Here is a 26523-nt window from a genome sequence, read left to right on the forward strand (position 1 = left end):
GAAGGAAGACGACAAACAGTATGGTGACTCATCGTCAGCCCTACCGAGAAAAAGTGTCCCAGATGGTCAGTTGGGGGCACTGGTTTGCCCTATTCAACATTCTTCTGGCCGCCGTTCTCGGTAGCCGTTATCTGTTTGTCGCCGACTGGCCGACGACGCTGTCGGGTCGCGTGTACTCGTACATCAGCCTCGTCGGACATTTCAGCTTTCTGGTTTTCGCCAGTTACCTGCTGATCCTCTTCCCGCTAACGTTTGTCGTTATGTCACAGCGGCTGATGCGGTTCCTGTCCGCAATCCTCGCCACCGTCGGCATGACGCTGTTGCTTATCGACAGCGAAGTCTTCACCCGTTTCCACTTGCACCTCAATCCGATTGTGTGGGAACTGGTCATCAACCCCGATCAGAACGAGATGGCCCGCGACTGGCAGCTGATGTTCATCAGTGTTCCGGTTATCCTGCTGATTGAAATGCTGTTCGCGACCTGGAGCTGGCAAAAGCTGCGTAGCCTCACCCGTCGTCGGCATTATGCGCGCCCGGTCGCCTGGTTCCTGTTTACCGCGTTTGTCGCAACCCATGTGATGTACATTTGGGCCGATGCTAATTTCTATCGTCCAATAACCATGCAGCGCGCCAACCTGCCGCTCTCTTATCCGATGACCGCCCGTCGCTTCCTTGAGAAACATGGCCTACTGGACGCGGAAGATTATCAGCGTCGTCTGGTAGAACAAGGTGACCCGGAAGCCGTTTCCGTGCAGTATCCGCTGAGCGATCTGCGCTACCGCGATATGGGCACCGGTCAGAACGTGTTGCTCATAACGGTAGACAGCCTGAATTACTCCCGCTTTGAGAAGCAGATGCCAGCGCTGAGCAGTTTTGCTCAGCAAAACCTTAACTTTACTCAGCACATGAGTGCCGGTAATGCCACAGACACCGGTATTTTCGGTCTGTTCTACGGGATTTCCCCAAGCTATATGGACGGCGTGCTCTCCGCGCGCGTGCCTGCCGCTCTGATTTCCGCGCTCAACCAGCAGGGTTATCAGTTGGGTCTGTTCTCGTCTGATGGCTTTAGCAGCCCGATGTATCGCCAGGCGCTACTGTCAGACTTCTCCCTTCCGCCGTCTAAATCACAGAAAGATGCGGACACCGCCAGCCAGTGGATCAACTGGCTGGGCAGCTACGCGCAGGAAGATAACCGCTGGTTCTCCTGGATTTCATTCAACGGCACCACCCTGGATGACAGCCAGAAACAAAACTTTACCCGTCGTTATACCCGTGCGGCAGCAGATGTGGATAACCAAATTGAGCGCGTGCTTACCGCGCTAAAAGCTTCTGGCAAGCTCGATAAAACAGTAGTCATTATCACCGCCGCGCACGGCGTTCCGCTGGATAAAGCCGGTGCCAAATTCGAGTGGTCACGCGGACAGCTTCAGGTACCGCTGGTCATTCACTGGCCGGGCACCCCGGCGCAGGAAATCACTACCCTGACCAACCACAAAGATGTGATGACCACGCTGATGCAGCGCCTGTTACACGTCAACACCCCAGCGAATGAATACTCACAGGGTCAGGATCTGTTTATTGCCCCACGTCGCCACAACTGGGTAACCGCCGCGAGCAACTCTGACCTGGCGATCACTACGCCGAGGGTCACCGTGGTACTCAACCATAACGGCAGCTACCGCACGTGGGATCGTGACGATCAGAAGGTCGAAGACGGGAAACCACAGCTAAGCCTGCTGTTGCAGGTGCTGACAGAAGAAAAACGTTTCATTGCCAACTGATTGGTTATTTATCAATCACCTGACGAGTACCGTCTTGCATTCGGCGTTGAAAACGGTAGTATTATTTCTCTGCATCGGCACGTAGCGCAGCCTGGTAGCGCATCGTCATGGGGTGGCGAGGGTCGAGAGTTCAAATCTCTCCGTGCCGACCAATTTAACGCTATAGATCAGGGGTTTAGCCTTGTTGGTTGAACCCCTATTCTACCCGCGTTTTTGTGTATACACAATGCCCGCTCCCATGCTTCCCCTGTTCCGTTATCCCTCACGTTTCAATTAACACAATGTGACATTCCTCACAAAAATAATTCGCCACCATGACGTGCAAGGCTTACGCCTAAGACGCGAACAACGGCTAAAGCCGTGCCAGCCCATACGGGCTTTTCGCTATGCTACTCAGGCTGCGCTACGTGCCGACGCTGAAGAAAACATCCCACTAGATCACATTTTTGGATATGATTTATCAAATGATTTTGTCCTAAGAGGATCTTATTTTGGACTTGAACACACTAAGTTATGAAGAACTTGATGCTCACGCGATGGAACGGCTTGTATTCGACGAAGAAGAGCTATCCCCTATCCTCAAAGGACATATTTTTATTGAAAAGGTCTTAGAAACTCTGATTTCTAAACATCTTGTTGATCCTAAAGCCCTGTTCAAAAACACTCGTTCATTCGAACTTAAGTTAGATTTAGCTTTGGCTATGGGTTTGATTGATACAAAACATTACTCAGCATTCAAGGCTATCAACAAGATAAGAAACAATTATGCTCACAAGCATGTTTACAAAGTAACACTTGAAGAACTTAGCGCTTTAAAATTTGATTGGGTTGAGATTCAAAACAAGGCTTTTAAAGTCGCTTGTAATCAGAGTGTTAGCGAAGGTGCAAGGTTAGCAACTATTTTCCTTTGCTGGAAAGCTATTAGGCTTATCAGTCAACCTAACGATCAGATTTAAAGGATAAAATCCTGTGATTGTGTATAAATACATTGATAGTGCTTCATTGGATCACTTCTTCAAAGATGGCTATATTTCTTTAAAATTTACACCGCACGGTGAATTTAATGATCCTTTCGAAAGCTATGGCTATTCACTCGATGATGAATCAATTGAATCGTTAACAATGCGGCATGTGATTAACTGCAATATTGCTTGCTTATGCTTATCGAAGAATCCGCTTAACGTCTTGATGTGGTCACATTATTCCGACAAGCATCAAGGTTTTGCTGTGGCAATCGACACTGAAAAGGCAGGTTTTGACGATGAATCAAAATGTTTAATCACTGCCCCACAAGGCGATATTGAATACTTAACGGAACGAAGAAAAAGCAAACTAAAAGTAAGCCAAGATAACGTCTATGACACGGATATCATAAGCAAATTATTACTCACTAAATCAATACATTGGCGTTATGAAGAAGAAATCAGAATAATAAAAAAGACTGAGTTTTTAGAAAGGCAAGGCGCTGTTTTAATTGATAAAGTAGTCAACTTAGATGCTGTCACAGAGATCTACATCGGAATTAACAACAAAAATTTTGACAATATAGTAAGAAATAACAAAGAGTTAGAGAGTTTAATTCTCAATAAGACAATAAAACTTTATCAATGTGATTTTAAGAAAAGCACTTGGGATCTAGATAAAGAAGATTACCATTACAGCACCCATCCACATGTGATGGAGAGAATGGAGGTTTTTGACTCTGCCGAAAAAATCTTAAGAGCGATGGAGCGAAATCACATAAACGACTGAAAATAAATATCATTTTATTCTTATAGGCGTTTTAGATCTATTTTGCTATTGATAAGCAGTGAATTCAGTTCAAGGAATTTACTGCTATATACTACCGACGAAACTATCGAGGCGTTTAAACGCTATTCGCAATTGTTCGTTTAACAGTGCATCTCTAATCCGCTCCTTCCCAAAATACTGTAACGCTCCGGGGTTATTCTCAATCCAAACTGCCGTGAGTCTATCTATGTACTTCGCTACGTCCTTTACATCCTTTTGTTTTACCATCGCATTACCTCCTTATAGATGATGTCTCTACGTACTTCCTGTGAAGCATAATCGCTGCATTAACTTGTTATTAACCTTTTGAATTTAGATGTTATTTCATAATCTCCGGTTTGCCTTGTAATCTGGAAACCATCAAATTTAAGTGTTTTGGCAAGTGACCGGCTCCCGCTTTGAATAAAAGGGTTATACAAGAAATAGTTACAGATTATTTACAAGCGATGACCTTTACCTAACTGTCGTACTTGTTCACTTGTCGCTGAGATTATTGGGCATCGGTAAGAATACAAGCGCCTTTTTTAAAGACCTGATTTGCATCCTTTTGTCCGTTATCTACCTTTACGTTAGATAGGCTGTATGTCCATTTGTCTAGTTTTTGAACATAGTTCATCATAATCCCACCGCCTTTGGTTATGTTGCCCTTGTCGTCTAGCTCATGGAATAGGTATGTTTGTTCTATTAATCCATCGTCGTTTGGCATTGAGCCATTTAGATATAATTCAACCCGTGAATGGTAGCCATATTGATCCTTCCACGTCGCGTAAAGGTGGCTACCCTTTTCCCCTTCCTTAGCGGGTTCTTTCTCCCAGCTAACAATAGTTTTGCCACATTTGAAAGCCCACATAGTAGGCGCTGCGCTTGCCATAGTTGTAATCGACGCAGTAAAGAGTGCAATTAATAAACTTTTCATTTCAATAAATCACAATTTTTATCGCTGTAGAGGATTGCCGCTTTACTGGTTAATTGCTTTTCGTAATCCTTCCACGGTTGTGACGGATTAGCCCCTTCCGTGTAATTCTCTCGAGCATTTACCTTCATGCTGTACCACAAAGCGCCCTTAACAAATTCAAAGGATGTGTGATAGTCATTAAGCAACATCCCCCAAATCATAGGGATCTTATCCCAAGCTTCTTTAGTTAATTCACCCTTTGCAAGGGACGCCAAGAAAGCATCTGATTCACGGTTAAAGCCATCGGCTTGAGCCTGTAGAACGTTGTTCGGCTGTTTGGCTTGCTGACCTAGTTGCGCACACTCAGCCAGCCTTACCGCTAAAGTACCGCGCTTAGCAATTTCTAAAGACTGTTCCTTGTTATAAGTTACTGGGGCGGCTTTAACACCAAAGGTGGCTACTACCGCTACAATGACCAATAATTTTTTCATTCGATTACTTTCCGGTATAAATCAAAATCAACCACTTTTCCTACATGGCGGTGTTGAAGTGTCACTGTGTCATTTTTAAACAATAATTGGATAGCTTCATTGTCTGCATTAACATTTGTTTCCCGATATAGCCCCGGCCCCACTTTCTCAACGACCCAATAAACTGAGTTGCTCCCATCTGGTAGAACACCCCAATACCTTAAGCGATTTTTAAACTTATCAGGGCCAACAACCAACGTTTCGAAACTGTATTTTGTATGCTCTGCTTTATAGGTTCCTTCTACGCCTTTAGCGTGTGCTATGGCACTGGTAGAGAGCAATACAAGGAGAACAAGTAACCGTTTCACTTGATAGCTTCCTTCAAAAGGTCGCAGTTTGCAGCGGCATATAATTTTTTAGCTGCCTGTTCTACGGTTTTCAGATCATTTAGGCCGGGCTGATCCCATAATAGAGCTTGCTGAGAGGCCACGTAGCTAGCGTAATCAATCAATATATCTTCCCGCTCCGCTACAGATCCCAAGGACTCAGTAGATTTGATGAACTCATTAGCCCCGGCCTTTAAGAAAAAATGTTCATCGCTGGGCTTGTGATCGTTCATATGCGACAAGTTAGAGTAGAAGCCGCAAGCTACATAGGCTTGTGCCTTAGTGCTATGCTGTGCTGCAACGTCAGCAGCATCAGTGGCGTTAGCCACGCCAGAAAAAGCAGTGACGCAACTTAATATAACTAAGAAAGACATAAGGGTTAATCGTTTCACTACGTATCGCTCTCTCTAATCAATTGTTTCACAAGTGATTGATATTAATTGATAAATTAGTTTTCTTTCGCATTGTTAAAGGATTCTTTGCTCTTAGCATCTGTATCTATCCATTTAGATGATTTTGAACTATAAACCCTTGAACCATCGAGAGAATAATATTTCACAAACACAGAGTTGATAAAACCTTGGTCGGCTAGCTCTTTGGCTTCCCACTCTGAGACAATGAAGTTATCAGAAAGGATGATTACATCTGTAATGCCTTGAACTCCTTTCCCATCAAGATGTGCGGCGTTTTTAGTCCAGCGGTTTGTGTATTCGCTGGCATACAGGGAAGTTAAGCCCTTCACTGTTCTAGCTCGTTTTGCATAATCTTCTATGTCAGGCATCCAAACTGCATCTTTCAGTTGTTCAGCGTGTTGCTTCGCATACTCCACATCTTGAGGGGTAGCATGAGGGCTGTTCTGTATGTCAGCTGCTGTCCAACGGTGCGAGGTCGCATAAAATGCAACGTCCTGAGCGTAGGCCATAAGATTAGCCTTACGGGCTACTTCTTGACGATGATCCTGATACTGGATGTAACCCACGATAGCGACACAAACCAGCACAACTAAACCAAATGCAATACCGATCCCTTTCCACGCTCTGCGGGGCAGTATCTTGATGATTATGATGATTAATAGCACTGCTACCAGAAAAAGCACAAAGCCCAACATACAAACCCCAATTCTTAAAAATGATTATTGCGTATGGTACAGATCCACGCTTACAAAACTCTAGAAAAAATCAAACTATCAGTAGTCAACTCATAGCCTAAAGGACTGATCTATCTTACTAGTCAGTAACCCTAGGGTTATAACCATATGAAAAAAATATAAAAATTTTCTGTTTAGGGGATCAATAAAACTTAGGCGGCCCAATGGGGTTTTTCGTATGGAGGGGCGGGGGTGTCTTTCCGGGGGCGCGGGATGGCACTCAGAAGCCTACGGCGTTGCAGTGTCTACGACACAGGGGGGATCTAAGAGACTGTTAAGCCTTGAGCAGACTACAGGCTAAGCATGGAGGCGCACCTACTATAAGTAGAACAAGCCCGAGATCTAATTAATGACAATGGCAACAGACATCAACAGTCAGTGATATTACCTTTATAAACAATATATTAGACAGTGCGTACACACATACGCAGAGTGTATCAACGCACCTAAGTGCTGGGCTTTGGAGCTATCTAATGTAACTATTTATCTTGATCATGAAGAGTTAACATCCACAGTAATAACGTTAACATCTATGCTCAGTGCATGACCGGAAACACGGTGCGTTTACCGTAGTAAATAACTATTGATAAATAACCCGTTAGAAACTTTGTCTACTCCGTAGCAAATTGTCTCTACAACTCTTATCAATGATGCAGTGAGGGATAACACTCCGTGAGGCTTGGCAACTCACGCGATCAAGAGGCATTTATGGTAGGGGATGGATTATAACTATTTAATTCTGAGTGAAAGGAATAACTATTAAATAGCCCCTATAAATAAGGGGCCATGTTTTTGTTCTTTAATCTCGAAAGGGGGTAGAGCCATATCTCAACGGGATGGTTACAGCTTTGCTATATGGCTCAATCAAGTAAATGAGCTATGTTTTCCGCTTTGATATGGGAATACCGGGAGAGCATAGTGATAGTCTTATGACCACTTACCGCCATTAGCTGAACCGTGCTTAATCCTTTCTCAGCGGCTCTAGTAATGGCTGAATGCCTCAAGCTATGGAAACACACGTTATACACTTTAGCCAATCGTGCAGCCCTTCTGAAAGCCTGTGTGACTGCATACGGTGTAAGAGTAAATAGCTTTGCGTGTTTGTCTCTGCCATCACAAAGTACACGGAGCATTTCACATGCTTTAGTAGACAATGGAACGCTACGCCCTTCCCCGTTCTTTGTCATATCGTCACTGAGTCGAATAATACGTTTATTCAGATCAACCATTGCAGGTGTAATAGCTAAGATCTCATTACGTCTCATAGCTGTTTCATAGGCAAGTTCAATGATCGGTTTACTCTTTTCACTGGCTAAACTAAGGATCATTTGTAGCTGTAGCGGTTCAACAATTACATCCCGTGGCTTTCCTGCTTCTGGAAGCTTCACACCCTTCACTACATCCGTGCAATCAATGCCTTTTTCATCATTGGCCCATCTAAGCAGACGGGATAATAACTGTAGCTCTAGGCGCACTGTAGAGCCGCTTACAACCCCTACCCTTTCATTCCTATATGCCAGCACATCCTCTTTAGTCAAAGTCTCAAGAGACTTACCACGCAATGTACGATTGATAACAACTAAACGAGAATAAGTAGCAACATAGCCGCCTCTTTTCTTTCCACCCCTTACCATGATTTCAGCCATGTACTGATCAGTGATACACGCAACAGTGTGAGCTTTTGGAGCGATTAAACTTTGCTCATACTCTCTTGCGGCTTGCTCACATTCAGCATAAGAATCACGGGTTATTGTCTTTTGGGGGAAGCCCTTAACACGAACTTGCGCATTAAACTTGCCCGATGGTAATTGACGGATTGTAGCCATTAAAAACACTCCTAGTAATGGCCAACTCCTTGAGATATAGTTAGTTAATCTGTCATGGGGTGGCGAGGGTCGAGAGTTCAAATCTCTCCGTGCCGACCAACATTCAATAAAAAAGCCAATCCTTGTCGATTGGCTTTTTTTTCTCTGCAAATACATGAGGTTTTATGCGCATCGGTATCGCCTTTCCTATCCTGTGTTTTGTCGTTGCGGTCGCTTTTTTGGCATGGTTTATCATTGGCGGTTACGCCACACCAGGCTCATAACATCGCCCTTAATACTCCTCTGGCAGCGTCTTATTGATTGACACCAGTTTGCCTTTTTCAACCGTGATGTAGCCGCCCTCTTTCAGGTCGGCCAGCACCCTGAACACATGCGTTCGCGACAGGTTAGTTCGCCGTATAATGAATGCCGCCAGCCCTTCGCGTTCGTTCTTGTGGGTCTGGCTACGATACAGATAACGAAATAGCATCGGTTTGATGGTTTGATAGCTGGTCAGCTGCTTTCGTTCGACATGCAGGTCGAGACTGAAGATAGTCATATAGATAAGAATTTTTGTCAGCTCAATGACGCGCTCCGGGCCTGAGTGAATAAAAATCCGATCGAAATCTGCCTCGGCTAATTTAATCACCACCAGCGGCGTCATACTGGTATATTCAAAATTGAGCAATGGGCAATAGCGTTCCATTAATCCAATTGGCATATATTCAATGGCGTTCCCCACAATTAAACTATTACCGGTTGCCGATATAGCTAATGAGCCTTCAACGATAAAATAGATGTACCCGTCTTCCAGTTCAAGCTTATGGCTAACCGGAAACACAAATCGCTCACCTTTCTCTGTAATATCAGTCAGATGACTATCAATCTTTAGCGTTCGGTAGTAACTGTGTAATTGCGAAAAATCCACGTAGCGCCTCTTTTATTATTTTTAAATTTCTCTGCTCATTTATATATTATAGCAGCAATCACTCGATGACATCTCCTGCACTCCCTTATGGGACTAGTCACGCCCAACATCCCCCCATAAAATAATGAACATCTTTTCGACAGTTCCGATTATCTCAAAAATCTTTTCTGGCACAACACTAAAGAGGCCATTTAATGAAACTCAATAAAATAGCAATGCATTTAGCGATTGCAGGAATGCTGACATCGTTGTCCATTCCTGTAATGGCGAACGTCATGCCGAAAGAGGCAACCGACGCAACGATGAAAGCCAATGATGCGCTTTACCAGAAACTGCCATTTGCCGATCAAACCGATTTCGAGAATGCACATAAAGGCTTTATTGCCGCGCTGCCGCAGGACATTATCAAAGGTGAAAAAGGTAACGTCATCTGGGATCCGGCGAAATATGCGTTCATTAAAGAAGGCGACAAAGCACCTGCGACCGTCAACCCAAGCCTGTGGCGTCAGTCCCAACTGATTAACATCGGCGGTTTGTTTAAAGTCACCGACGGTGTCTACCAGATTCGTAACCTCGATCTGTCGAACATGACCATTATCGAAGGTAAAGACGGCATTACGGTGGTCGATCCGCTGCTGTCGGAAGAACCTGCACGTGAAGCCCTGGATCTGTACTTCCAAAACCGCGGTAAAAAACCGGTTGTGGCTGTTGTCATCACGCACAGCCACGTTGACCACTACGGCGGCGTACGCGGCGTGGTTGACGAAGCCGATGTCAAATCGGGCAAAGTGAAAATCTATGCACCCGCCGGCTTTATGGAAGCGGCTGTAGATGAAAACATCATGGCCGGGACTGCCATGAGCCGTCGTGCCAGCTATATGTATGGCAATCTGCTGAAAGCAGAATCAACAGGTCAGGTAGGTGCGGGTCTGGGTACTACCACCTCTGCGGGTACGGTAACCCTGCTCCAGCCAACTAACTACATCACCCACACCGGGCAGGAAGAGGTTATCGATGGCCTGACCTACGATTTCATGATGGCTCCGGGTTCGGAAGCACCATCTGAAATGCTGTGGTATGTGAAAGAGAAGAAGATGATCGAAGCAGCGGAAGATATCACGCATACGCTGCACAACACCTACTCTCTGCGCGGCGCAAAAATCCGCGATCCGCTGGCATGGTCTAAATACATCAACGCCGCTATCGAGCGCTGGGGTAACGATGCGCAAGTGATCATCGCCCAGCACCACTGGCCAACCTGGGGTAACGACAACATTGTCAAGTTGATGAAAGGTCAGCGTGATATGTACCGTTATATCAACGACCAGACCCTGCGTATGGCGAATGAAGGCCTGACCCGCGATGAAATCGCAGCTAACTTCAAACTGCCGGAAACCCTGGAGAAAACCTGGGCCAGCCGCGGTTACTACGGCTCCGTCAGCCACGACGTGAAAGCCACCTATGTGTTCTATCTCGGTTGGTTTAATGGCAACCCGGCCACCCTGGACGAACTGCCACCGACTGAAGCGGCGAAGAAATACGTTGATTACATGGGCGGTGCCGACAATATCATGAGCAAAGCCAAAGACGATTATGCTCAGGGTAACTACCGTTGGGTAGCACAGGTGGTCAGCAAAGTCGTGTTCGCCGATCCAAACAACCAGGATGCCAAGAATCTGGAAGCGGATGCCCTTGAGCAGTTAGGCTACCAGGCTGAATCTGGCCCGTGGCGTAACTTCTATCTCACCGGCGCACAAGAATTGCGTAATGGCGTGATGAAAGGTGCAACTCCGAACACCGCCAGCCCGGATACCGTGCGTGCGATGACCCCGGAAATGTTCTTCGACTATATGGGCGTTCACCTGAACGGCATTAAGGCGGCCAACGCGAAAGCGCTGATCAACTTTGACTTCGGCGAACAAGGCAAATACAAAGTTGAACTGGAGAACGGCGTACTGAACCATACCGCCGATACTCAGGCACAAGATGCTGATACAACGATTTCCATGTCTCGCGATACGCTTAACCGTATTATCCTGAAACAGGAAACCGTGCAGCAGGCGAAAGCGAACGGTGATATGAAAATCACTGGCAACGCCGCTAAGCTGGATGAACTGATGAGTTACATGGACAAGTTCGACTTCTGGTTTAACATCGTCACACCATAACACCCCTTCCCTGCGGCGCTTCGTCGCAGGGATTTTTTTTCCCTTCCTCACTACCTTCCATCAGAACATATCACTGTCACTTATTAAAATATGGGTAAATTCTGCTTATCATTCAGCTCAGGAATGTTACGATCCGCCTGTTGCTAACTGATCAAAAGGATTAACAGTGAAAAACGCATCCAAACTTGCCGCCGCCGTATTCTCCCTGGCGTGTGTGTCCGCTAACGCCTTTGCGGCCAATACCCCACTGGAAAAAGTCGCGCCATATCCACAGGCGGAAAAAGGCATGAAGCGTCAGGTCATTACGCTACCGGAGCAGAAAGACGAGTCTGGTTACAAAGTGGAACTACTGATCGGTCAAACGCTGGAAGTCGACTGTAATCAGCACCGCCTGGGTGGCGAGCTGGAGAGCAAAACGCTTGAAGGTTGGGGCTACGACTACTACGTATTCGACAAAGTGACTTCGCCAATGTCGACCATGATGGCCTGCCCGGACGGCAAAAAAACAGAGAAGTTTGTGACGGCATATCTTGGCGACGATGCGATGGTACGCTACAACAGCAAGCTGCCGATTGTGGTTTATACCCCGGAAAATGTCGACGTCAAATACCGAATCTGGAAAGCGGAAGATACCGTGCAGAATGCCGAAAAACGCTAAGCCTGAAGACAAAAAAGTCCCGTAGACCGGGACTTTTTTATCATTACAGGGCGATGTCTGCCACAGGTTTGAGTTCCATTCGCGGGGTGGCCGTGAACTGAGGCGCAGGAACCGGGTCGACTGGGGTTTCAGCCTCGTAACGCAGACCTAACACTTCGCTGGTATGCGCCAGCGTCTGCTGAATCGCCTGCGGGTCACCGCTCAGACGGCTGCCGTAAGTCGGCACCACCGAGCGCAGTTTTTCCTGCCACGCCGCGCTGGTCACCTTCTCTTTAAAGACCTGCTCCAGCAAATGCAGCATGATAGGGGCCGCCGTAGATGCCCCCGGTGATGCGCCGAGCAGCGCCGCCACAGTGCCTTCATCATCGCTCACCACTTCGGTGCCCAGGCGCAATACGCCGCCTTTGTTCGCATCGCGCTTGATAATCTGTACTCGTTGCCCGGCCTGCCACAGCCGCCAGTCGCCTTTCTTCGCCAACGGATAGTATTCCTGCAACGCCGCCAGACGGTCTTTATCTTTCTGCATCACCTGACCGACCAGATACTTCACCAAATCGAAGTTATCGAGACCCACGTTAATCATCGGCAAGATATTCGATTTATGGGTTGAACCTAAAAGGTCCCACAGCGAACCATTTTTCAGGAATTTAGTGGAAAACGTCGCAAAGGGTCCGAACAGTACCGCGCGTTTCCCGTCGATAATACGGGTGTCGATATGCGGGACAGACATCGGTGGCGCACCGACCGACGCCTGGCCGTATACTTTCGCCAGATGGTGATTGACCACGTCCGGGTTTTCACACACCAGGAACTGACCACCTACCGGGAATCCGGCGTACTCTTTGGCCTGTGGAATGCCGGTCTGTTGCAGCAGTTTCAGCGCCGCGCCGCCTGCGCCGATGAAGATAAATTTCGCCCGGATGGTGCGGCGAATTTTGCGGTCATTAGCGTCACTAACCGTCACCGTCCAGCTATTATCGGCATTACGTTTGAAGCGGCGCACCACGGTATTGAGCTGTAATGAGAAATTGTCGTGGCGGCGCAGGCCCGCAATCAGTTGGCGGGTGATTTCCCCGTAGTTGACGTCGGTGCCAATTTCGGTGCGCGTCGCGGCCACTTTCTGCCGCGGGTCACGGCCTTCCATCACCAGCGGTGCCCACTTTTTGATTTGCTCAAGATCTTCGGAGTAACGCATTCCCTGGAACAGCGAGTTTTGCTGAAGTGCGGCATAGCGGGCGCGCAGGAAATTGACGTTATCTTCGCCCCACACAAAGCTCATGTGCGGCACGGTGTTGATGAAGGTTTTCGGCTGTTGCAATACGCCGCGAGTGACCTGATGCGCCCAGAACTGGCGCGAGATCTGAAAGGCTTCATTAATCTCGATAGCTTTGTCGATGCTGACAGAACCGTCCGCCTTTTGCGGGGTGTAGTTCAGTTCCATCAGGGCGGCATGGCCGGTACCCGCGTTGTTCCAGCCGTTGGAGCTTTCCTCGGCGACGCTCTCCATACGTTCGACCAGGGTAATAGACCAGTCTGGCTCCAGTTCCTGAAGCCAGGTTCCCAGCGTGGCGCTCATGATGCCACCGCCGATCAACAATACATCCGTCTCATGCTCGTTACGGGAGTTGGAGTGGTCTGCCAGAGGTTCAGCATGCAAACCAACCGCCTGTGAGCTGCGTACGGCCATCTTTTTAGTCATCGTAATGAGCCTTACTGTACTCGCGTTTTTTGTTTTAGCGCAGGTGAAACGATTCGGGGAAATCCACGTTATCACTGACGGTGAAAGATTTAAATATTGTTTAAAGTTTAAGTTCTGTTTTGATAACTGTTATAAAAATGTTTAATAATTGTGTCACGTAAATGAGTATTGGTACTGGCGAAATGTGACGCAACGCGGTAATATCGCCCGTTTTGTGACGCGACGCACATCACGCGCCTTATCGTAAACCGGTCATCTATAACCTGACTCTTTCTATGCCTGATACCTCTTCGACCTTAAATAATGCTGAACAAGGCACACTTGCGACCATTGTGCGTTCCCCCGCCCTTTTGCTGCGTGAATCGCTGGCAGGCGTGATTACCGCGCTGGCGCTCATTCCGGAAGTGATTTCCTTTTCGGTGATCGCAGGCGTAGACCCTAAGGTCAGCCTGATTGCCTCGGTGGTGCTGTGTCTGGCGATGTCGGTTTTAGGCGGGCGTCCGGCGATGGTCACGGCGGCAGCGGGCTCGGTGGCGCTGGTGATTGGCCCAATGGTGCATCAGCACGGGGTGGCGTATATCCTGCCTGCGGTGGTGATGGCGGGCGTCATCCAGATAGCTTTTGGCGTCTTCGGCATGGCGAAGCTGATGCGTTTCATCCCTCAGGCAGTAATGACCGGATTTGTAAACGCTCTGGGGATCCTGATTTTCTTCGCTCAGGTACCGCATTTCTGGAGTAAAAACCCACTTATTCTGGCGCTGTTTGCCGCCACGCTGCTGATTGTCCTGTGGGTGCCGAGGGTGATTAAGAGCATTCCTTCTCCGTTGATTGCTATCGTGCTACTGACGCTGTACACCGTGTTCAGCGGACAAATCCTTCCAACCGTCGGCGACGAAGGGTCGATGACCGGCGGTTTACCGGGCTTCACCCAGCTGCTGGTGCCGCTCAATCTGGAAACATTGCAAATCATCTGGCCCTGCGCGTTAAGCATCGCTTTCGTCGGGCTGATGGAATCGCTGCTGACGGCAAAACTGGTGGATGATCTCACCGTCACGCCATCGAATAAAGCGCGGGAAAGCGCCGGGCTCGGTATCGCCAACATACTTTCGGGTTTCTACGGCGGGATTGCCGGATGCGCGATGATCGGTCAGACCATCGTTAACGTTGAGATGGGTAAAGGCCGCAGTCGTGTTTCCACCCTGGTGGCCGGACTGGTGCTGTTACTGCTGGTAACCGGGCTGAGTAACGTGATGGCCAAAATTCCGATGGCGGTACTGGCCGGGATCATGGCGATTGTGGCGGTGAAAACCTTTAGCTGGCATAGCGTTCAACCCACGACGCTAAAACAGACGCCGTGGTCGGTCACGCTGGTCATGCTGGTGACGGTGGTTGCCACTGTCAGTACGGGGAATCTGGCGATTGGGGTGCTGGCCGGGGTTGTTGCCCTGGTGCTTATTCCAAAACGCATTCGCCGCCATCACGCGGCTAAAGCAGAAATATCGTCGCCAGACCCAGAAAAATAAAGAATCCGCCGGTGTCGGTGATGGCGGTAATCATCACGCTAGAACCGACTGCCGGATCGCGTCCTAACTTGGTCATGATCATCGGGATCAGCACCCCCATCAGCGATGCCACCAGCAGGTTGAGCACCATCGCCAGCATCATCACCCCGCCAAGGTGCGGATCGTCATACAGCCACCAGGTCACGCCGCCCATAATCCCGCCCCATACCAGGCCGTTAATCAGCGCCACGCCCATTTCACGTAAGATCAGGAACGAGAAGTTACCCGGCTGAATATGCTGCAGCGCCAGGGCACGGACGATCATGGTAATGGTCTGATTGCCAGTATTACCGCCGATCCCCGCGACAATGGGCATCAGCGAGGCCAGCGCCACCAACTGTGAAATGGTGTGCTCGAAGCCATCAATCACCCGGGAAGCAATAAACGCGGTGCAAAGATTGACCGCCAGCCAGCCCCAGCGTGTTTTTACCGCTTTGCTGACCGGGGCGAAGACATCCTGCTCGTTGCTCAAGCCACTCATCTGGCGAATGTCGTTATCGGTCTCTTCGTAGACCACATCAACAATCTCATCGATGGTCAGACGCCCGAGCAGTTTGCCTTCGGCATCTATCACCGGGGCGCTGAGTAAGTCGTCACGTTCAAAGGTACGCGCAACTTTTTCCGCATCTTCTTCAGGGTGGAAGGTGACCGGCTCCGCCTCCATCACCTCGTTAACCCGGCGCTGTGCCGGGTTGAGCAGAATGGTTTGCAACGCCAGTTCACCCAGCAGCGTTTTATCGCGGGTGGTGACAAACAGTTTGTCGGTGTTGCCCGGCATTTTCCCCAGCCGCCGCAGATAGCGTTGTACCGCCCCGAGCGTGACGTCCGGGCGAATGACGATCACCTCGAACTCCATGATCGCCCCCACGCTATCAGGGGCGTAATTCATCACCTGACGGACGCGGGCGCGTTCTTCCGCCGGAAGGGTGGCCAGCAGCCGACCGGTCAGGTTACGAGGAAGATGCTGAACCAGATAGATTTTTTCATCAATATCGAGGGTATCGAGCGCATCCAACAGCGCTTTGTCACTCATGCCCTCAATCAAATCTTCATAGACGCTTTCCGAGGCCTCCAGCAACACGTTGCCGCGTTTGCTGTCTTCCACCAGGCCCCAGAGCGCATGGCGTGCATCGGAAGGCAGCGCCTCGAGGGTATCGGCCAGATCGGGCGCGGGCAGATGCGCCACTAGCGCGCCGACTTCCGCGATGTCATCCGCCAGCTTCCCCGCGTCATATTGTTCGACCAGGGTCAGTTTGTTGGTCAACGCCGAGGTAATGGCTTTATCGGTGGTCAAGAGCCAGATTAGGCGCGCACGTTCCTGGTCGCGTAATTTGGCGCTGTTTTTATGAAACACGGACATCGGTTGGCAATCCTTAGGCAGTACGGGCCACCGCGTCGCGGGAAGCCGCATCGCGCTCGTCGCCTGTTAGCTCGCTGAGCTTGCCGTTGCGCATTTCCAGCAGGCGATCGGCGTGAATGAAGTAATGGTCATCGTGGCTGATGGCGAAGACGGTTTTGCCCATCTCCTGCATCAGCGGCAGTAGCACCTGATAAAACTCGCGACGGAAATGCGGGTCCTGATCGGCAGCCCACTCATCGAGCAAAATAATGTCTCGCTCTTCCGCCAGCGCCAACAGCAGCGCCACACGTTTTTTCTGCCCTTTCGACAGCTTGAGGTCGAGAATTTTACCGTTATCCAACTGCAGCTTGTGACCCATCTTCAGGTGTTCAAGCCATTTGGCAATCAGCTCCGGCTTCGCCTGCTGCCCTTCCGGCCCCAGCAGTCGGTCAAACAGCCAGACATCGGTAAACACCGCCGAGAAAAGCTTACGATAATCTTCCGGTTTTTCCACTGACAACGGTTGTCCGTCAAGGAGGATTTGTCCGGAAACGGGCTGATACAGCCCGGTAAGCAGCATCGCCAGGGTCGATTTCCCGCTGCCGTTGCCGCCAATCAGGAACACCAGTTCCCCACGTTTGAGGGTCAGATTGATAGGCCCGACGGCGAACGTTTTATCCTGATAGTGGAATTCTACGTCGCGCAGTTCCAGAGTTTGCCAGTGCGGATGCGCTTCCGGCTTTGGAAATGCCGCGCGGTACGGCGCAAGTGAAAATGTATTGAGTTTGTTGAACGCCACCTGTGCGCTGAGCAGCGTCGGCAGTGCACCCACGGCAGAGAGTAGCGGCGTGCGCAGGAACAACAGCGTCAGGGAATACGTCGCCGCGACGTTAGTATCCGCCCAGCCGAGACTGTTTGCCATCCAGAAGACCAGGCCAATCGCCCCGAGCATCATAATGTTCGACCAGTTCACCGCACTGAGATGATAGGTATCCGCCCGAACGATGTGATGGCGATACTCTTTGGCATCCGGAATGTACAGGTTATTGAAGATATGCTCCGCACGCTCGCGGTTGAGGGTAAGTTCTTTACGCCCTTCCAGCACCGTCTGGTAATCGTGATACAGCTTATCTTCCGTTTCGCGCAGGGTCGCCATGTGTTTATACACTCGCGCCACCAGCACAAAACCGCCCCAAATGGTCAACGCCATCCACAGGGCGGTGATCACCAGCATTTTGCCCGACAGGAAAAACAGATATGCCGCTGAACCAAAGGTCAGAATGATGCCCTGCACCAGTTCTGGCAAACGCACGAAGGCGATGGTGATGTTCCGAATGTCGCTAGTCAATCCGGCGAGCAGTGCGGCACTGCCCAACTTTTCCACCTGCTCAATGTGGGTGTCGAGGATCCGTTTGATAAATTCGCTGCGCAGGCGATAGACGAAGTGGTGGCCGAGAATGGTCAGCGCCAGCTGGGAACCCAGGGTAACCGCCATCAGCAGCAGCAGCAGGCCGAGGAATTCCGGCAACACCGCCAGCGAAACATCGACGCTTTCAATCAGGCGCATATTAATGAAGGTGATCAGGCCAATGCCAAGCGCGGCGCTCAGCAGACTCAGCGCCATCACGGCGATAAAGGGCCAGCGGTACTGCCGCCAGACCAGAAGAAGAAGTTGCATACAAATCATTCCGGACAGCCAAAACAGCCAGCAGTTTAAACGGCTCGGGCGCTACATCAAGAATAATTCTTATTTTTATTGCTGTTTCAGGTGTGACGGAAAGTCAGGTTGTAGCGAAAGGCACCGGTCACCGGATGATGCCCCTCTTTCAGCGGCTGAATGCCGTGATAGTACAGTCGGGATTCACCGCCCCATACCACCACGTCGCCGTGTTCCAGTAGCACCCGTTGCAGCGGATCGTTACGTTTCAGACCACCGAACTGGAACACTGCCGGAAGCCCAAGTGACACGGAGACAATCGGTTCCCGCAGCGCTTTTTCGTCTTTGTCCTGATGCAGCGACAGCTTCGCGCCCGGCGCATAACGGTTAATCAGGCATGCGTCAGGTTGAAAATGGTCGTATCCAGCTTCACGGGCACAGGCCTGGGCGAACGGCAAAAAGGCCGGCGGCATCGGCGGCCAGTGCTGCCCGGTATGCGGATCGACTCCGGCATACAGATAGCCGTGCATATCGGTTGTCCAGCCCACCGTCCCGCAGTTGGTCATCGCCACCGACATGGTATAACCGCCGGGGGTGACCATCTGGCGAAACGGCGATTGCGCTGACACGCTTGCAATGCCGGACAACAGAGCATCGGCTTCGGCCAGCGCACGTCGACGAAGGATAGTCGCCCCTGGCCCCAACGGTTCCTGCCAGGGCGGCGTATCAGCAAATAAATCGAGCATCGTTAAGGTTCCTGTTTCGCTTCGCGCTTGAGCAATTCGGCTTTACGCGCCTCGCCCCAGCGATAGCCCGACAGCGCCCCACTTTGCCGGACCACCCGATGACACGGGATTACCAGCGCCAGGGTATTGGCCGCGCAGGCATTGGCCACCGCGCGGGCTGCGTTGGGTTTATGGATACTGTCTGCCACCTGCTGATAGCTACGCGTTTCCCCGGCAGGAATATCACGCAGCGCCTGCCAGACCTGTTGCTGAAAGGCCGTGCCGCGAATATCCAGCGGTAGTTGCAGGGTCGAGCGCCGCCCGTCCAGCAATGCAATCACCTGCGCCACCTGCTGTTGGAACGCGTGATCCGCTTCTTCACGCTGCGCGTTGGGGAAAATCTGCGCCAGCTCAGCGATCAGCGCCGCATCACTATCGCCCGGTAACACAGCGCAAATCCCACGGGAGCTGGCTGCCACCAGACAGCGCCCGAGCACGCAGGATTGCAGGGTGAACCGCACCCGCTGGGTATCCCCCCCGCGACGATACTGTCTGGCAGTCATGCCCAGCGTGCTGTCCGCCTGACGATAATAGCTACTGCTGGCAGGAAAACCGGCAGCCAGCACCGCATTGGTTACCGTTTCACTGGCGGCCAGCGTCTCCCGCAGCTTACGGGCACGCCAGGCCTGCTGCCAGGCGCGGGGCGTCATCCCGGCTACGGATTTGAATAAGCGATGGAAATGATACGGACTGACCGCCACCGCCTGCGCCAGTTCGTCCAGCGTCAGGGTACGTTCCTGCTCGAGCAGACGGCAGGCTTCGGTGACTTTATCGATGCGTTGTTGCTGTGGGTCGGCTTTATCCGGCTGACAGCGTTTGCAGGGACGAAAACCCGCGGCCTGGGCGGCGCTGGCATCGGCATAAAAGCGGACATTCTGACGCAGGGCGTGGCGCGCCCGACAAGACGGGCGGCAAAAAATGCCAGTGGTCAGCACCGCAAAAACGAACTGACCGTCGGCATGGGCATCTCTGTCGAGCACCGCCTGCCAGCGGGACTCGTCATGTAGGGTGGGATTAGGTTTCATACACACTCCGGCTCTGTATTTAGGGTAGCCTGAGTCTGGCGCAGAAGGCAGCTAAAAAAACCGCCATTCTTGCTTTTTAATTTTTTCCGTTCACCAGGAAGGTTTCGAACTGCGGTGACATCCAGGTTTTAAAACCTTCGCCGTCTTTGATTATCATGTACACCGCCAGCCCCTGCTCACGCACCACTTCTTTTGCCTTCTCCGGGCCTAATACCATCAGTCCGGTATCCCAGCCGTCCGCTTCCAGCGCCGTCGGGGAGATGACCGTCACCGACACCAGTTTATGCTGGATAGGCGTCCCGGTTTGCGGATCGATAACGTGGGAAATACGCTTCCCGTCCAGCTCGTAATAGTTGCGATAGCTGCCCGAGGTGCTGATGCCGTGGCCGTTGATATCCACAATCGCCTGTACCGCATTTTCCTTGTCGGTCGGCTTCTGAATTGCCACGCGCCATGGTTGTCCATCGGCATTCATGCCACGGCTTGCCAGCGCGCCGCCTACCGAAACCAGATAGCGGGCAATCCCTTCCTGCTCCATTAAGCGCGCCAGATGATCGGCGGCATAACCTTCCCCGACGGTAGAGAGATCGACGTACAGATCGGGCAGATCTTTTTGCAGATACTGGCTGCCGGACTGGTTAATCACCCGCAGATGTTGCAGCCCGGTGCGAGCTTTGGCCTGATCGATCTGCGTCTGAGTCGGGGTTTTTACCGGCTGTTTATCCGGGCCGAATCCCCATAAATTGACCAGCGGGCCAACGGTGATGTCCATCGCCCCCTGCGTTTTCGCCCCGATACGTAACGATTCGGTGACGATATCCGCCATCGCTTCGCTGACCGGCCACGGCGCGGTACTGGTCGCACGGTTGAAACGCATCAACGCGGAATCATTTTTCCACGTGGAGAGCAGCTGATCGTCCCCGTCCAGCTGGCTTTGTACTTTCTGGCGCAGGGCGCTGGCTTTGTCGTTATCCAGATTAATGACGCTAACGCGCCAGAACGTCCCCATCGTCTTGCCTTCAAGCACGGTGACGGGCGCTTTTTGCGCGGTGGGAGTGGGTGTGCTGTTATCGCAGCCAGAAATGACGAGAGCGACGGCCATCAGTGCCGCGCGGAAGAAATTGATATCCATAAATAATGCCCCTCATGTTTGCGCGCAAGGGTACACCAATCAACGTAAACAGGGGATAAAAAAAGGGTCCCGAAGGACCCTTTTTTCAGCTTAACAGTCGATTAGAACTGGTAAACCAGACCCAGTGCTACGATGTCATCGGTAGAGATGCCAGCGTTACGGGTGAAGTTGTTTTCGTCCAGCAGGTTGATTTTGTAATCAACGTAGGTAGACATGTTTTTGTTGAAGTAGTAAGTCGCGCCAACATCAACATATTTCAGGATGTCCTGGTCGCCGTAACCGTTCTCGATATCCTTACCTTTAGACTGCAGGTAAGAAACGGACGGACGCAGACCGAAGTCGAACTGGTACTGGGCAACCACTTCGAAGTTCTGAGCTTTGTTAGCCCAGCCCAGAGAACCGATGCGGGTTGCATTGTAAGTCTGGGTGTACTGAGTTGCCAGGTAGACGTTGTTCGCGTCGTATTTCAGGCCACCGGTGTAGGTTTCAGCGCGATCGCCTTCACCATAAACAATGCCATTTGCGCCAGTAAATGCGTCGTTCTGAGCGGTAGTACGTTTGGAGCTGGATACTGCACCACCGATACCGAAGCCTTCGCCCAGATCGTAAGTTACAGAACCGCCGACGCCGTCGCCGTTCTGTTTCAGAGCGCCACGGCCGTTGGCAGTTGCGCCTTCGCCGCTTGTGCTACCGTTTTTACCCTGGTACTGGATAGCAAAGTTCAGGCCATCAACCAGACCGAAGAAGTCGGTGTTACGGTAGGTCGCGTAACCGTTACCACGCTGCTGCATGAAGTTGTCAGAACCGTAGGTGTCGCCGCCGAATTCTGGCAGAACGTCAGTCCAGGAAGTTACATCGTAAACAACGCCGTAGTTACGACCGTAGTCGAAAGAACCTGCGTCTTTAACACGGATACCTGCGAAAGCCACACGGGTCCAAGCCTGATCGGAAGAACCTTCTACGTTGTTCGCCTGAACGTTGTATTCCCACTGGCCGTAACCGGTGATTTGGTCATTAACCTGAGTTTCGCCTTTGAAGCCCAGACGAATGTAGGACTGGTCGCCGTCTGCGCCTTTGTCATCAGAGAAATAGTGCAGGCCGTCTACTTTACCGTACAGATCTAATTTGTTGCCGTCTTTGTTATAAATTTCAGCCGCATTTGCTGCGCCTGCTACCAGCAGAGCTGGTACCAGGAGGGACAGTACTTTAACTTTCATGTTATTAACCCTCTGTTATATGCCTTTTTATATGCCACTGCTTACTGATTAACCCTCAATCAGTCGGCAAACCCATTGTGCTGCAAAATCCAGAAATATCCAACAAGAAAATGATACGAGAACTTTTAAGATGTTTCAAATTACGCACAAGATGTTTCAACATGTAAATTCAGTGGAACTTTTTCATGCCACGAAAAGCTTAAAAATATAGCACCAAAAATCAAAAATAATAAAAAACACAATTAAATCAATGACGTGCCATCGTGTTTTGGTATAGCACTGAATGACAAAACAAAATCGTCGACAATCTCTAAAATAATCAGCGCTATCATCATTAACTTTATTTATTACCGTCATTCAGTTCTGAATGTCTGTTTACTCATATTTCTACCGGGTGCTTCGCATCCGGTTTTTTTTTACCTTTCTTTACGTAACAGAATTAGTTTTGTACTACCCTCCTGAAATTATAATGACTATTAATTAATCATCCTGACTGGCAAAACCCCCTGAACGTACTACTAATCCAATAATCTCTTGTTATTTCGTGCTATTCTCACGCTGTCTGGCGTAAATATTTGTACAGAAAATGTAACCATGTACATCTTTGTGTAGCCTGTGTGGAGATTGCTCAGAAAGGCAGCAAAGGCCCCGATAATGTGGAAATTAGCGCATTACCCTTTATACTGCCTGCTGGCGTAGCCTTGACAAACTGGATTACACACACGAATGAGTCATTCCGACACGACTTTCTCAACCAAGTTTTCCCTTATCCCTGGGAGCATTAACCGTTTCTTTCTGCTGCTAATCGTGGTGCTCTTAGTCACGATGGGGGTAATGATCCAAAGCGCAGTGAACGCCTGGCTTAAGGACAAAAGCTATCAGATAGTCGATATGACCCATGCTATCCACAAACGCATCGACACCTGGCGCTACGCTACCTGGCAGATTTATGACAACATCGCTGCGTCGGCCACCGCGTCGTCTGGCGGCGACGGCTTACAGGAAACGCGTCTGAAGCAGGATGTTTACTACCTGGAAAAACCGCGCCGTAAAACAGAAGCGCTGATCTTCGGCTCCCACGATGGGGCGACGCTCGACATGACGCAGAAAATGTCGAACTATCTCGATACGCTATGGGGTGCCGAAACCGTTCCGTGGTCGATGTACTACCTTAATGGTCAGGACAACAGCCTGATCCTTATCTCTACCCTGCCGCTAAAAGATTTATCCGCTGGATTCAAAGAGTCGAGCGTGGGCAGCATTGTCGATTCCCGCCGGGCAGAAATGCTCCAGCAGGCCAATACGCTGGATGAACGCGAAACCTTTTCTTCCCTGCGCCGACTCGCCTGGCAGAACGGGCATTACTTTACCCTGCGTACCACCTTTAATCAGCCGGGCCATCTGGCTACCGTGGTGGCCTTCGACTTACCGATTAACGATCTCATTCCACCGGGCATGACGCTTGATAGCTTCCGCCTGGAGCCAGACCCGTCGCAAAAGAATCTGCGCAGCCAGGATAAAGAAGCTGCCGACAGCGTGAGTATCAATTTCAACAGCTCGCGTATTGAGATTGCGTCTTCGTTAAATTCGACGGGGATGCGCCTGGTGTGGCAAGTGCCGTTCGGTTCGCTGCTACTTGATACGCTACAGAACATTTTGCTACCGCTGCTGCTCAACATTGGTCTGCTGGCGCTGGCGCTGTTTGGCTATAACACCTTCCGTCATTATTCCGGTCGTCGTCAGACCGATATCGCCTCACCGGCATCGGCGAACAACGAACTGCGCGCGCTGAAAGCAATTAATGAAGAGATTGTCTCGGTCCTGCCGCTTGGACTGCTGGTACATGACCAGGAATCTAATCGCACCGTTATCAGCAACAAAATCGCTGACCACCTGCTCCCGCACCTGAATTTGCAAAACATCACCAGCATGGCGGACCAGCATCAGGGCGTCATTCAGGCGACCATTAATAATGAACTTTACGAAATACGACAGTTCCGCAGCCAGGTGGCCCCACGCACCCAAATTTTCATTATTCGCGACCAGGATAAAGAAGTACTGGTGAACAAAAAACTCAAACAGGCGCAGCGTCTGTACGAGAAAAACCAGCAGGGTCGTATCGCGTTAATGAAAAATATGGGTGATGCGCTGAAACAACCGGCCATCACACTGGCAGAAGAAGCCGCCTCACTGCCGGGTGTCGAGCATCAACGACTCGCCCAGCACGCTGATACCCTCGTGCGTCTGATTGATGAAATCCAGTTGGCAAATATGCTGGAAGGCGACGGCTGGAAAGGGACTTCGGCCCTGTTCTCTATCCAGGATTTAATTGACGAAGTGGTGCCGGAAGTGTTGCCGGTTATTAAACGCAAAGGATTACAGCTGCTCATCAACAACCATCTGGCAGCCAGCGAGCAGCGTCATGGCGATCGTGAAGCGCTGAAACGCATCCTGCTGCTGCTGATCCAGTACTCCGTAACCACCACCCAGATTGGTAAAATCACGCTTGAGGTGTCCGAAGATGAATCTGCTGAAGACAGGTTGACCTTCCGCATTCTGGATACCGGTAACGGCGTATCGAACAGCGAAATCGACAATCTGCATTTCCCGTTCCTCAACGAGACCCAAGAGGACCGATTTGGTAAAGCCAATGCCCTCACCTTCTGGCTGAGCGATCAGCTGGCGCGTAAGCTCGGTGGTCATCTGAACATTAAAGCCCGCGAATCCCTGGGGACCCGTTACTCGCTGCATGTCAAAATGGCACCACGGGAGGAGGAAGTCGAGGCGGAAGAGAAGCTGCTTGATGAGGTGGTCGCGATGATAGACATTACCTCCAGCGAAGTGCGCAGCGTCGTGGTCAGACAACTGGAAAACTGGGGTGCGAGCTGTATTTCCCCGGATGAGCGCCTTACAAGTCAAGAATATGATCTGTTTTTGACAGATAATCCGTCTAATCTTACTGCGCCAGGCTTGCTTTTAAGCGATGATGAGCCCGGTGTCCGTAAAATTGGCCCCGGTCAGCTGCGGGTCAACTTCAATATCAGTAATGCCATGCAGGAAGCCGTGCTGCAACTTATAGAAGAACAACTGGCACACGGAGAGTTACTGGGAACACCTTCGGGTGTAAATGAGAACGCCGAGCTCCATGCCAGCGGTTATTATGCGCTGTTTGTTGATACGGTTCCGGATGATGTTAAGCGGTTGTATACTGAATCAGCGACAAAAGATTTTGCCGCGCTGGCGCAGACGGCGCATCGCCTCAAAGGGGTGTTTGCCATGCTTAATCTGGTACCCGGCAAGCAGTTATGTGAAACGCTGGAGCATCTCATTCGTGAGAAGGATGCCCCCGGCACAGAGAAATATATCAGCGACATTGACGCCTACGTCAAAAGCTTGATGTAGCAAGGTAGCCTAATACATGAACAATATGAACGTTATTATTGCCGATGATCATCCGATTGTACTGTTCGGTATTCGCAAATCACTTGAGCAAATCGAGTGGGTGAATGTCGTCGGCGAATTTGAAGACTCCACTGCGCTTATCAACAATCTGCCAAAACTTGACGCCCATGTGCTGATCACCGACCTCTCCATGCCTGGAGACAAATACGGTGATGGCATTACGCTGATCAAATACATTAAACGTCATTTCCCGGCTATTTCGATTATTGTTCTGACCATGAACAATAACCCGGCCATTCTGAGCGCCGTACTGGATCTGGATATTGAAGGGATTGTCCTGAAACAGGGTGCGCCAACCGATCTGCCTAAAGCCCTCGCGGCCTTACAGAAAGGGAAGAAATTTACCCCGGAAAGCGTTTCTCGCCTGCTGGAAAAAATCAGCGCGGGCGGTTACGGCGACAAACGTCTGTCACCGAAAGAGAGCGAAGTGCTGCGTCTGTTCGCAGAAGGTTTCCTGGTAACCGAAATTGCCAAGAAGCTCAACCGCAGCATCAAAACCATCAGTAGCCAGAAGAAGTCGGCGATGATGAAGCTGGGCGTTGAAAACGATATCGCCCTGCTGAACTACCTCTCATCTGTCACGCTGAGCGCGTCAGACAAAGACTAAGCAGTCCAC

The 26523-nt window shown here is 50.4% G+C and carries 23 protein-coding genes and 1 tRNA gene; 10 read left to right on the forward strand and 14 right to left on the reverse strand.

Going from position 1 to position 26523, the window contains the following annotated elements:
• Positions 1-20: 20 nt before the first annotated feature.
• The 4 genes from yejM to SIK69_RS12770 all read left to right on the forward strand — a co-directional run bounded on the left by yejM (position 21) and on the right by SIK69_RS12770 (position 3533).
• The gene (yejM, locus tag SIK69_RS12755; RefSeq protein WP_319786230.1) at positions 21-1781 is read left to right on the forward strand and encodes an LPS biosynthesis-modulating metalloenzyme YejM; all 1761 of its coding nucleotides are present in this window, start codon (positions 21-23) and stop codon (positions 1779-1781) included.
• Between the two features lie 75 nt (positions 1782-1856).
• Positions 1857-1933: transfer RNA gene (locus SIK69_RS12760), tRNA-Pro, on the forward strand.
• Positions 1934-2272: 339 nt separating this feature from the next.
• On the forward strand, positions 2273-2737 hold the full coding sequence (locus SIK69_RS12765; protein WP_319786231.1) for a hypothetical protein: 465 nt from the start codon (positions 2273-2275) through the stop codon (positions 2735-2737).
• Positions 2738-2750: 13 nt separating this feature from the next.
• A complete protein-coding gene (locus SIK69_RS12770) occupies positions 2751-3533 on the forward strand; it encodes a DUF2971 domain-containing protein (protein WP_319786232.1) in 783 nt (260 codons plus the stop codon).
• Positions 3534-4062: 529 nt separating this feature from the next.
• Here SIK69_RS12770 and SIK69_RS12775 read toward each other — a convergent pair.
• The 6 genes from SIK69_RS12775 to SIK69_RS12800 form a co-directional block, all read right to left on the reverse strand.
• The gene (locus SIK69_RS12775) at positions 4063-4488 is read right to left on the reverse strand and encodes a hypothetical protein (RefSeq protein ID WP_045364376.1); all 426 of its coding nucleotides are present in this window, start codon (positions 4486-4488) and stop codon (positions 4063-4065) included.
• The gene (locus SIK69_RS12780) at positions 4485-4958 is read right to left on the reverse strand and encodes a hypothetical protein (protein ID WP_045364379.1); all 474 of its coding nucleotides are present in this window, start codon (positions 4956-4958) and stop codon (positions 4485-4487) included. The genes SIK69_RS12775 and SIK69_RS12780 overlap by 4 nt, the downstream gene beginning before the upstream one ends.
• Positions 4955-5305, reverse strand: coding sequence for a hypothetical protein (locus SIK69_RS12785; RefSeq protein ID WP_045364382.1), 351 nt, complete (start codon positions 5303-5305; stop codon positions 4955-4957). The genes SIK69_RS12780 and SIK69_RS12785 overlap by 4 nt, the downstream gene beginning before the upstream one ends.
• A complete protein-coding gene (locus SIK69_RS12790) occupies positions 5302-5715 on the reverse strand; it encodes a hypothetical protein (RefSeq protein ID WP_319786233.1) in 414 nt (137 codons plus the stop codon). The genes SIK69_RS12785 and SIK69_RS12790 overlap by 4 nt, the downstream gene beginning before the upstream one ends.
• A gap of 56 nt (positions 5716-5771) precedes the next feature.
• Entirely contained in the window at positions 5772-6431 is a 660-nt protein-coding gene (locus SIK69_RS12795) for a hypothetical protein (RefSeq protein ID WP_045364388.1), read from the reverse strand.
• 899 nt (positions 6432-7330) lie between these two features.
• A complete protein-coding gene (locus tag SIK69_RS12800) occupies positions 7331-8296 on the reverse strand; it encodes a tyrosine-type recombinase/integrase (RefSeq protein ID WP_319786234.1) in 966 nt (321 codons plus the stop codon).
• 164 nt (positions 8297-8460) lie between these two features.
• Between SIK69_RS12800 and SIK69_RS12805 the strand changes: the two genes are divergently transcribed.
• On the forward strand, positions 8461-8559 hold the full coding sequence (locus SIK69_RS12805; protein WP_319628889.1) for a YoaK family small membrane protein: 99 nt from the start codon (positions 8461-8463) through the stop codon (positions 8557-8559).
• 8 nt (positions 8560-8567) lie between these two features.
• Here the strand turns inward: SIK69_RS12805 and SIK69_RS12810 are convergent, their stop codons facing one another.
• Positions 8568-9203 (reverse strand): helix-turn-helix domain-containing protein, encoded by a 636-nt coding sequence (locus tag SIK69_RS12810; protein ID WP_319786235.1) that lies wholly within the window; start codon positions 9201-9203, stop codon positions 8568-8570.
• 194 nt (positions 9204-9397) lie between these two features.
• Between SIK69_RS12810 and SIK69_RS12815 the strand changes: the two genes are divergently transcribed.
• Both SIK69_RS12815 and eco read left to right on the forward strand, forming a co-directional pair.
• The gene (locus tag SIK69_RS12815) at positions 9398-11371 is read left to right on the forward strand and encodes an alkyl/aryl-sulfatase (protein ID WP_319628887.1); all 1974 of its coding nucleotides are present in this window, start codon (positions 9398-9400) and stop codon (positions 11369-11371) included.
• A 166-nt stretch (positions 11372-11537) separates the two neighbouring features.
• Positions 11538-12029, forward strand: coding sequence for a serine protease inhibitor ecotin (gene eco, locus SIK69_RS12820; protein WP_319786236.1), 492 nt, complete (start codon positions 11538-11540; stop codon positions 12027-12029).
• A 43-nt stretch (positions 12030-12072) separates the two neighbouring features.
• On the opposite strand, the gene mqo is transcribed toward eco, so the two are convergent.
• Positions 12073-13728 (reverse strand): malate dehydrogenase (quinone), encoded by a 1656-nt coding sequence (gene mqo, locus SIK69_RS12825; RefSeq protein WP_319786237.1) that lies wholly within the window; start codon positions 13726-13728, stop codon positions 12073-12075.
• 275 nt (positions 13729-14003) lie between these two features.
• On the opposite strand from mqo, the gene SIK69_RS12830 reads away from it, so the two are divergent.
• Positions 14004-15251 (forward strand): SulP family inorganic anion transporter, encoded by a 1248-nt coding sequence (locus SIK69_RS12830; RefSeq protein ID WP_319628884.1) that lies wholly within the window; start codon positions 14004-14006, stop codon positions 15249-15251.
• Here the strand turns inward: SIK69_RS12830 and mgtE are convergent.
• The 6 genes from mgtE to SIK69_RS12860 form a co-directional block, all read right to left on the reverse strand.
• Entirely contained in the window at positions 15214-16650 is a 1437-nt protein-coding gene (gene mgtE / locus SIK69_RS12835) for a magnesium transporter (protein WP_319628883.1), read from the reverse strand. The genes SIK69_RS12830 and mgtE overlap by 38 nt on opposite strands.
• A gap of 13 nt (positions 16651-16663) precedes the next feature.
• Complete coding sequence (locus SIK69_RS12840; RefSeq protein ID WP_319786238.1) at positions 16664-18307, reverse strand: multidrug ABC transporter permease/ATP-binding protein; 1644 nt, start codon at positions 18305-18307, stop codon at positions 16664-16666.
• 86 nt (positions 18308-18393) lie between these two features.
• Positions 18394-19032, reverse strand: coding sequence for a DNA oxidative demethylase AlkB (gene alkB, locus SIK69_RS12845; RefSeq protein WP_319786239.1), 639 nt, complete (start codon positions 19030-19032; stop codon positions 18394-18396).
• 2 nt (positions 19033-19034) lie between these two features.
• Entirely contained in the window at positions 19035-20096 is a 1062-nt protein-coding gene (gene ada, locus SIK69_RS12850; RefSeq protein ID WP_319786240.1) for a bifunctional DNA-binding transcriptional regulator/O6-methylguanine-DNA methyltransferase Ada, read from the reverse strand.
• Between the two features lie 76 nt (positions 20097-20172).
• Positions 20173-21228 carry an FAD:protein FMN transferase ApbE gene (apbE, locus tag SIK69_RS12855; protein WP_319628879.1) on the reverse strand — a complete coding sequence of 352 codons (1056 nt, stop codon included), beginning with the start codon at positions 21226-21228 and terminating at the stop codon, positions 20173-20175.
• 101 nt (positions 21229-21329) lie between these two features.
• Entirely contained in the window at positions 21330-22445 is a 1116-nt protein-coding gene (locus SIK69_RS12860; protein WP_319786241.1) for a porin OmpC, read from the reverse strand.
• A 726-nt stretch (positions 22446-23171) separates the two neighbouring features.
• Here SIK69_RS12860 and rcsD point away from each other — a divergent pair.
• The gene (gene rcsD / locus SIK69_RS12865) at positions 23172-25847 is read left to right on the forward strand and encodes a phosphotransferase RcsD (RefSeq protein ID WP_319786242.1); all 2676 of its coding nucleotides are present in this window, start codon (positions 23172-23174) and stop codon (positions 25845-25847) included.
• A gap of 16 nt (positions 25848-25863) precedes the next feature.
• Complete coding sequence (gene rcsB, locus SIK69_RS12870) at positions 25864-26514, forward strand: response regulator transcription factor RcsB (RefSeq protein ID WP_319628876.1); 651 nt, start codon at positions 25864-25866, stop codon at positions 26512-26514.
• The last annotated feature ends 9 nt before the right edge of the window (positions 26515-26523 follow it).

The organism is Scandinavium lactucae, from assembly GCF_033843265.1.
Classification (GTDB): domain Bacteria; phylum Pseudomonadota; class Gammaproteobacteria; order Enterobacterales; family Enterobacteriaceae; genus Scandinavium; species Scandinavium lactucae.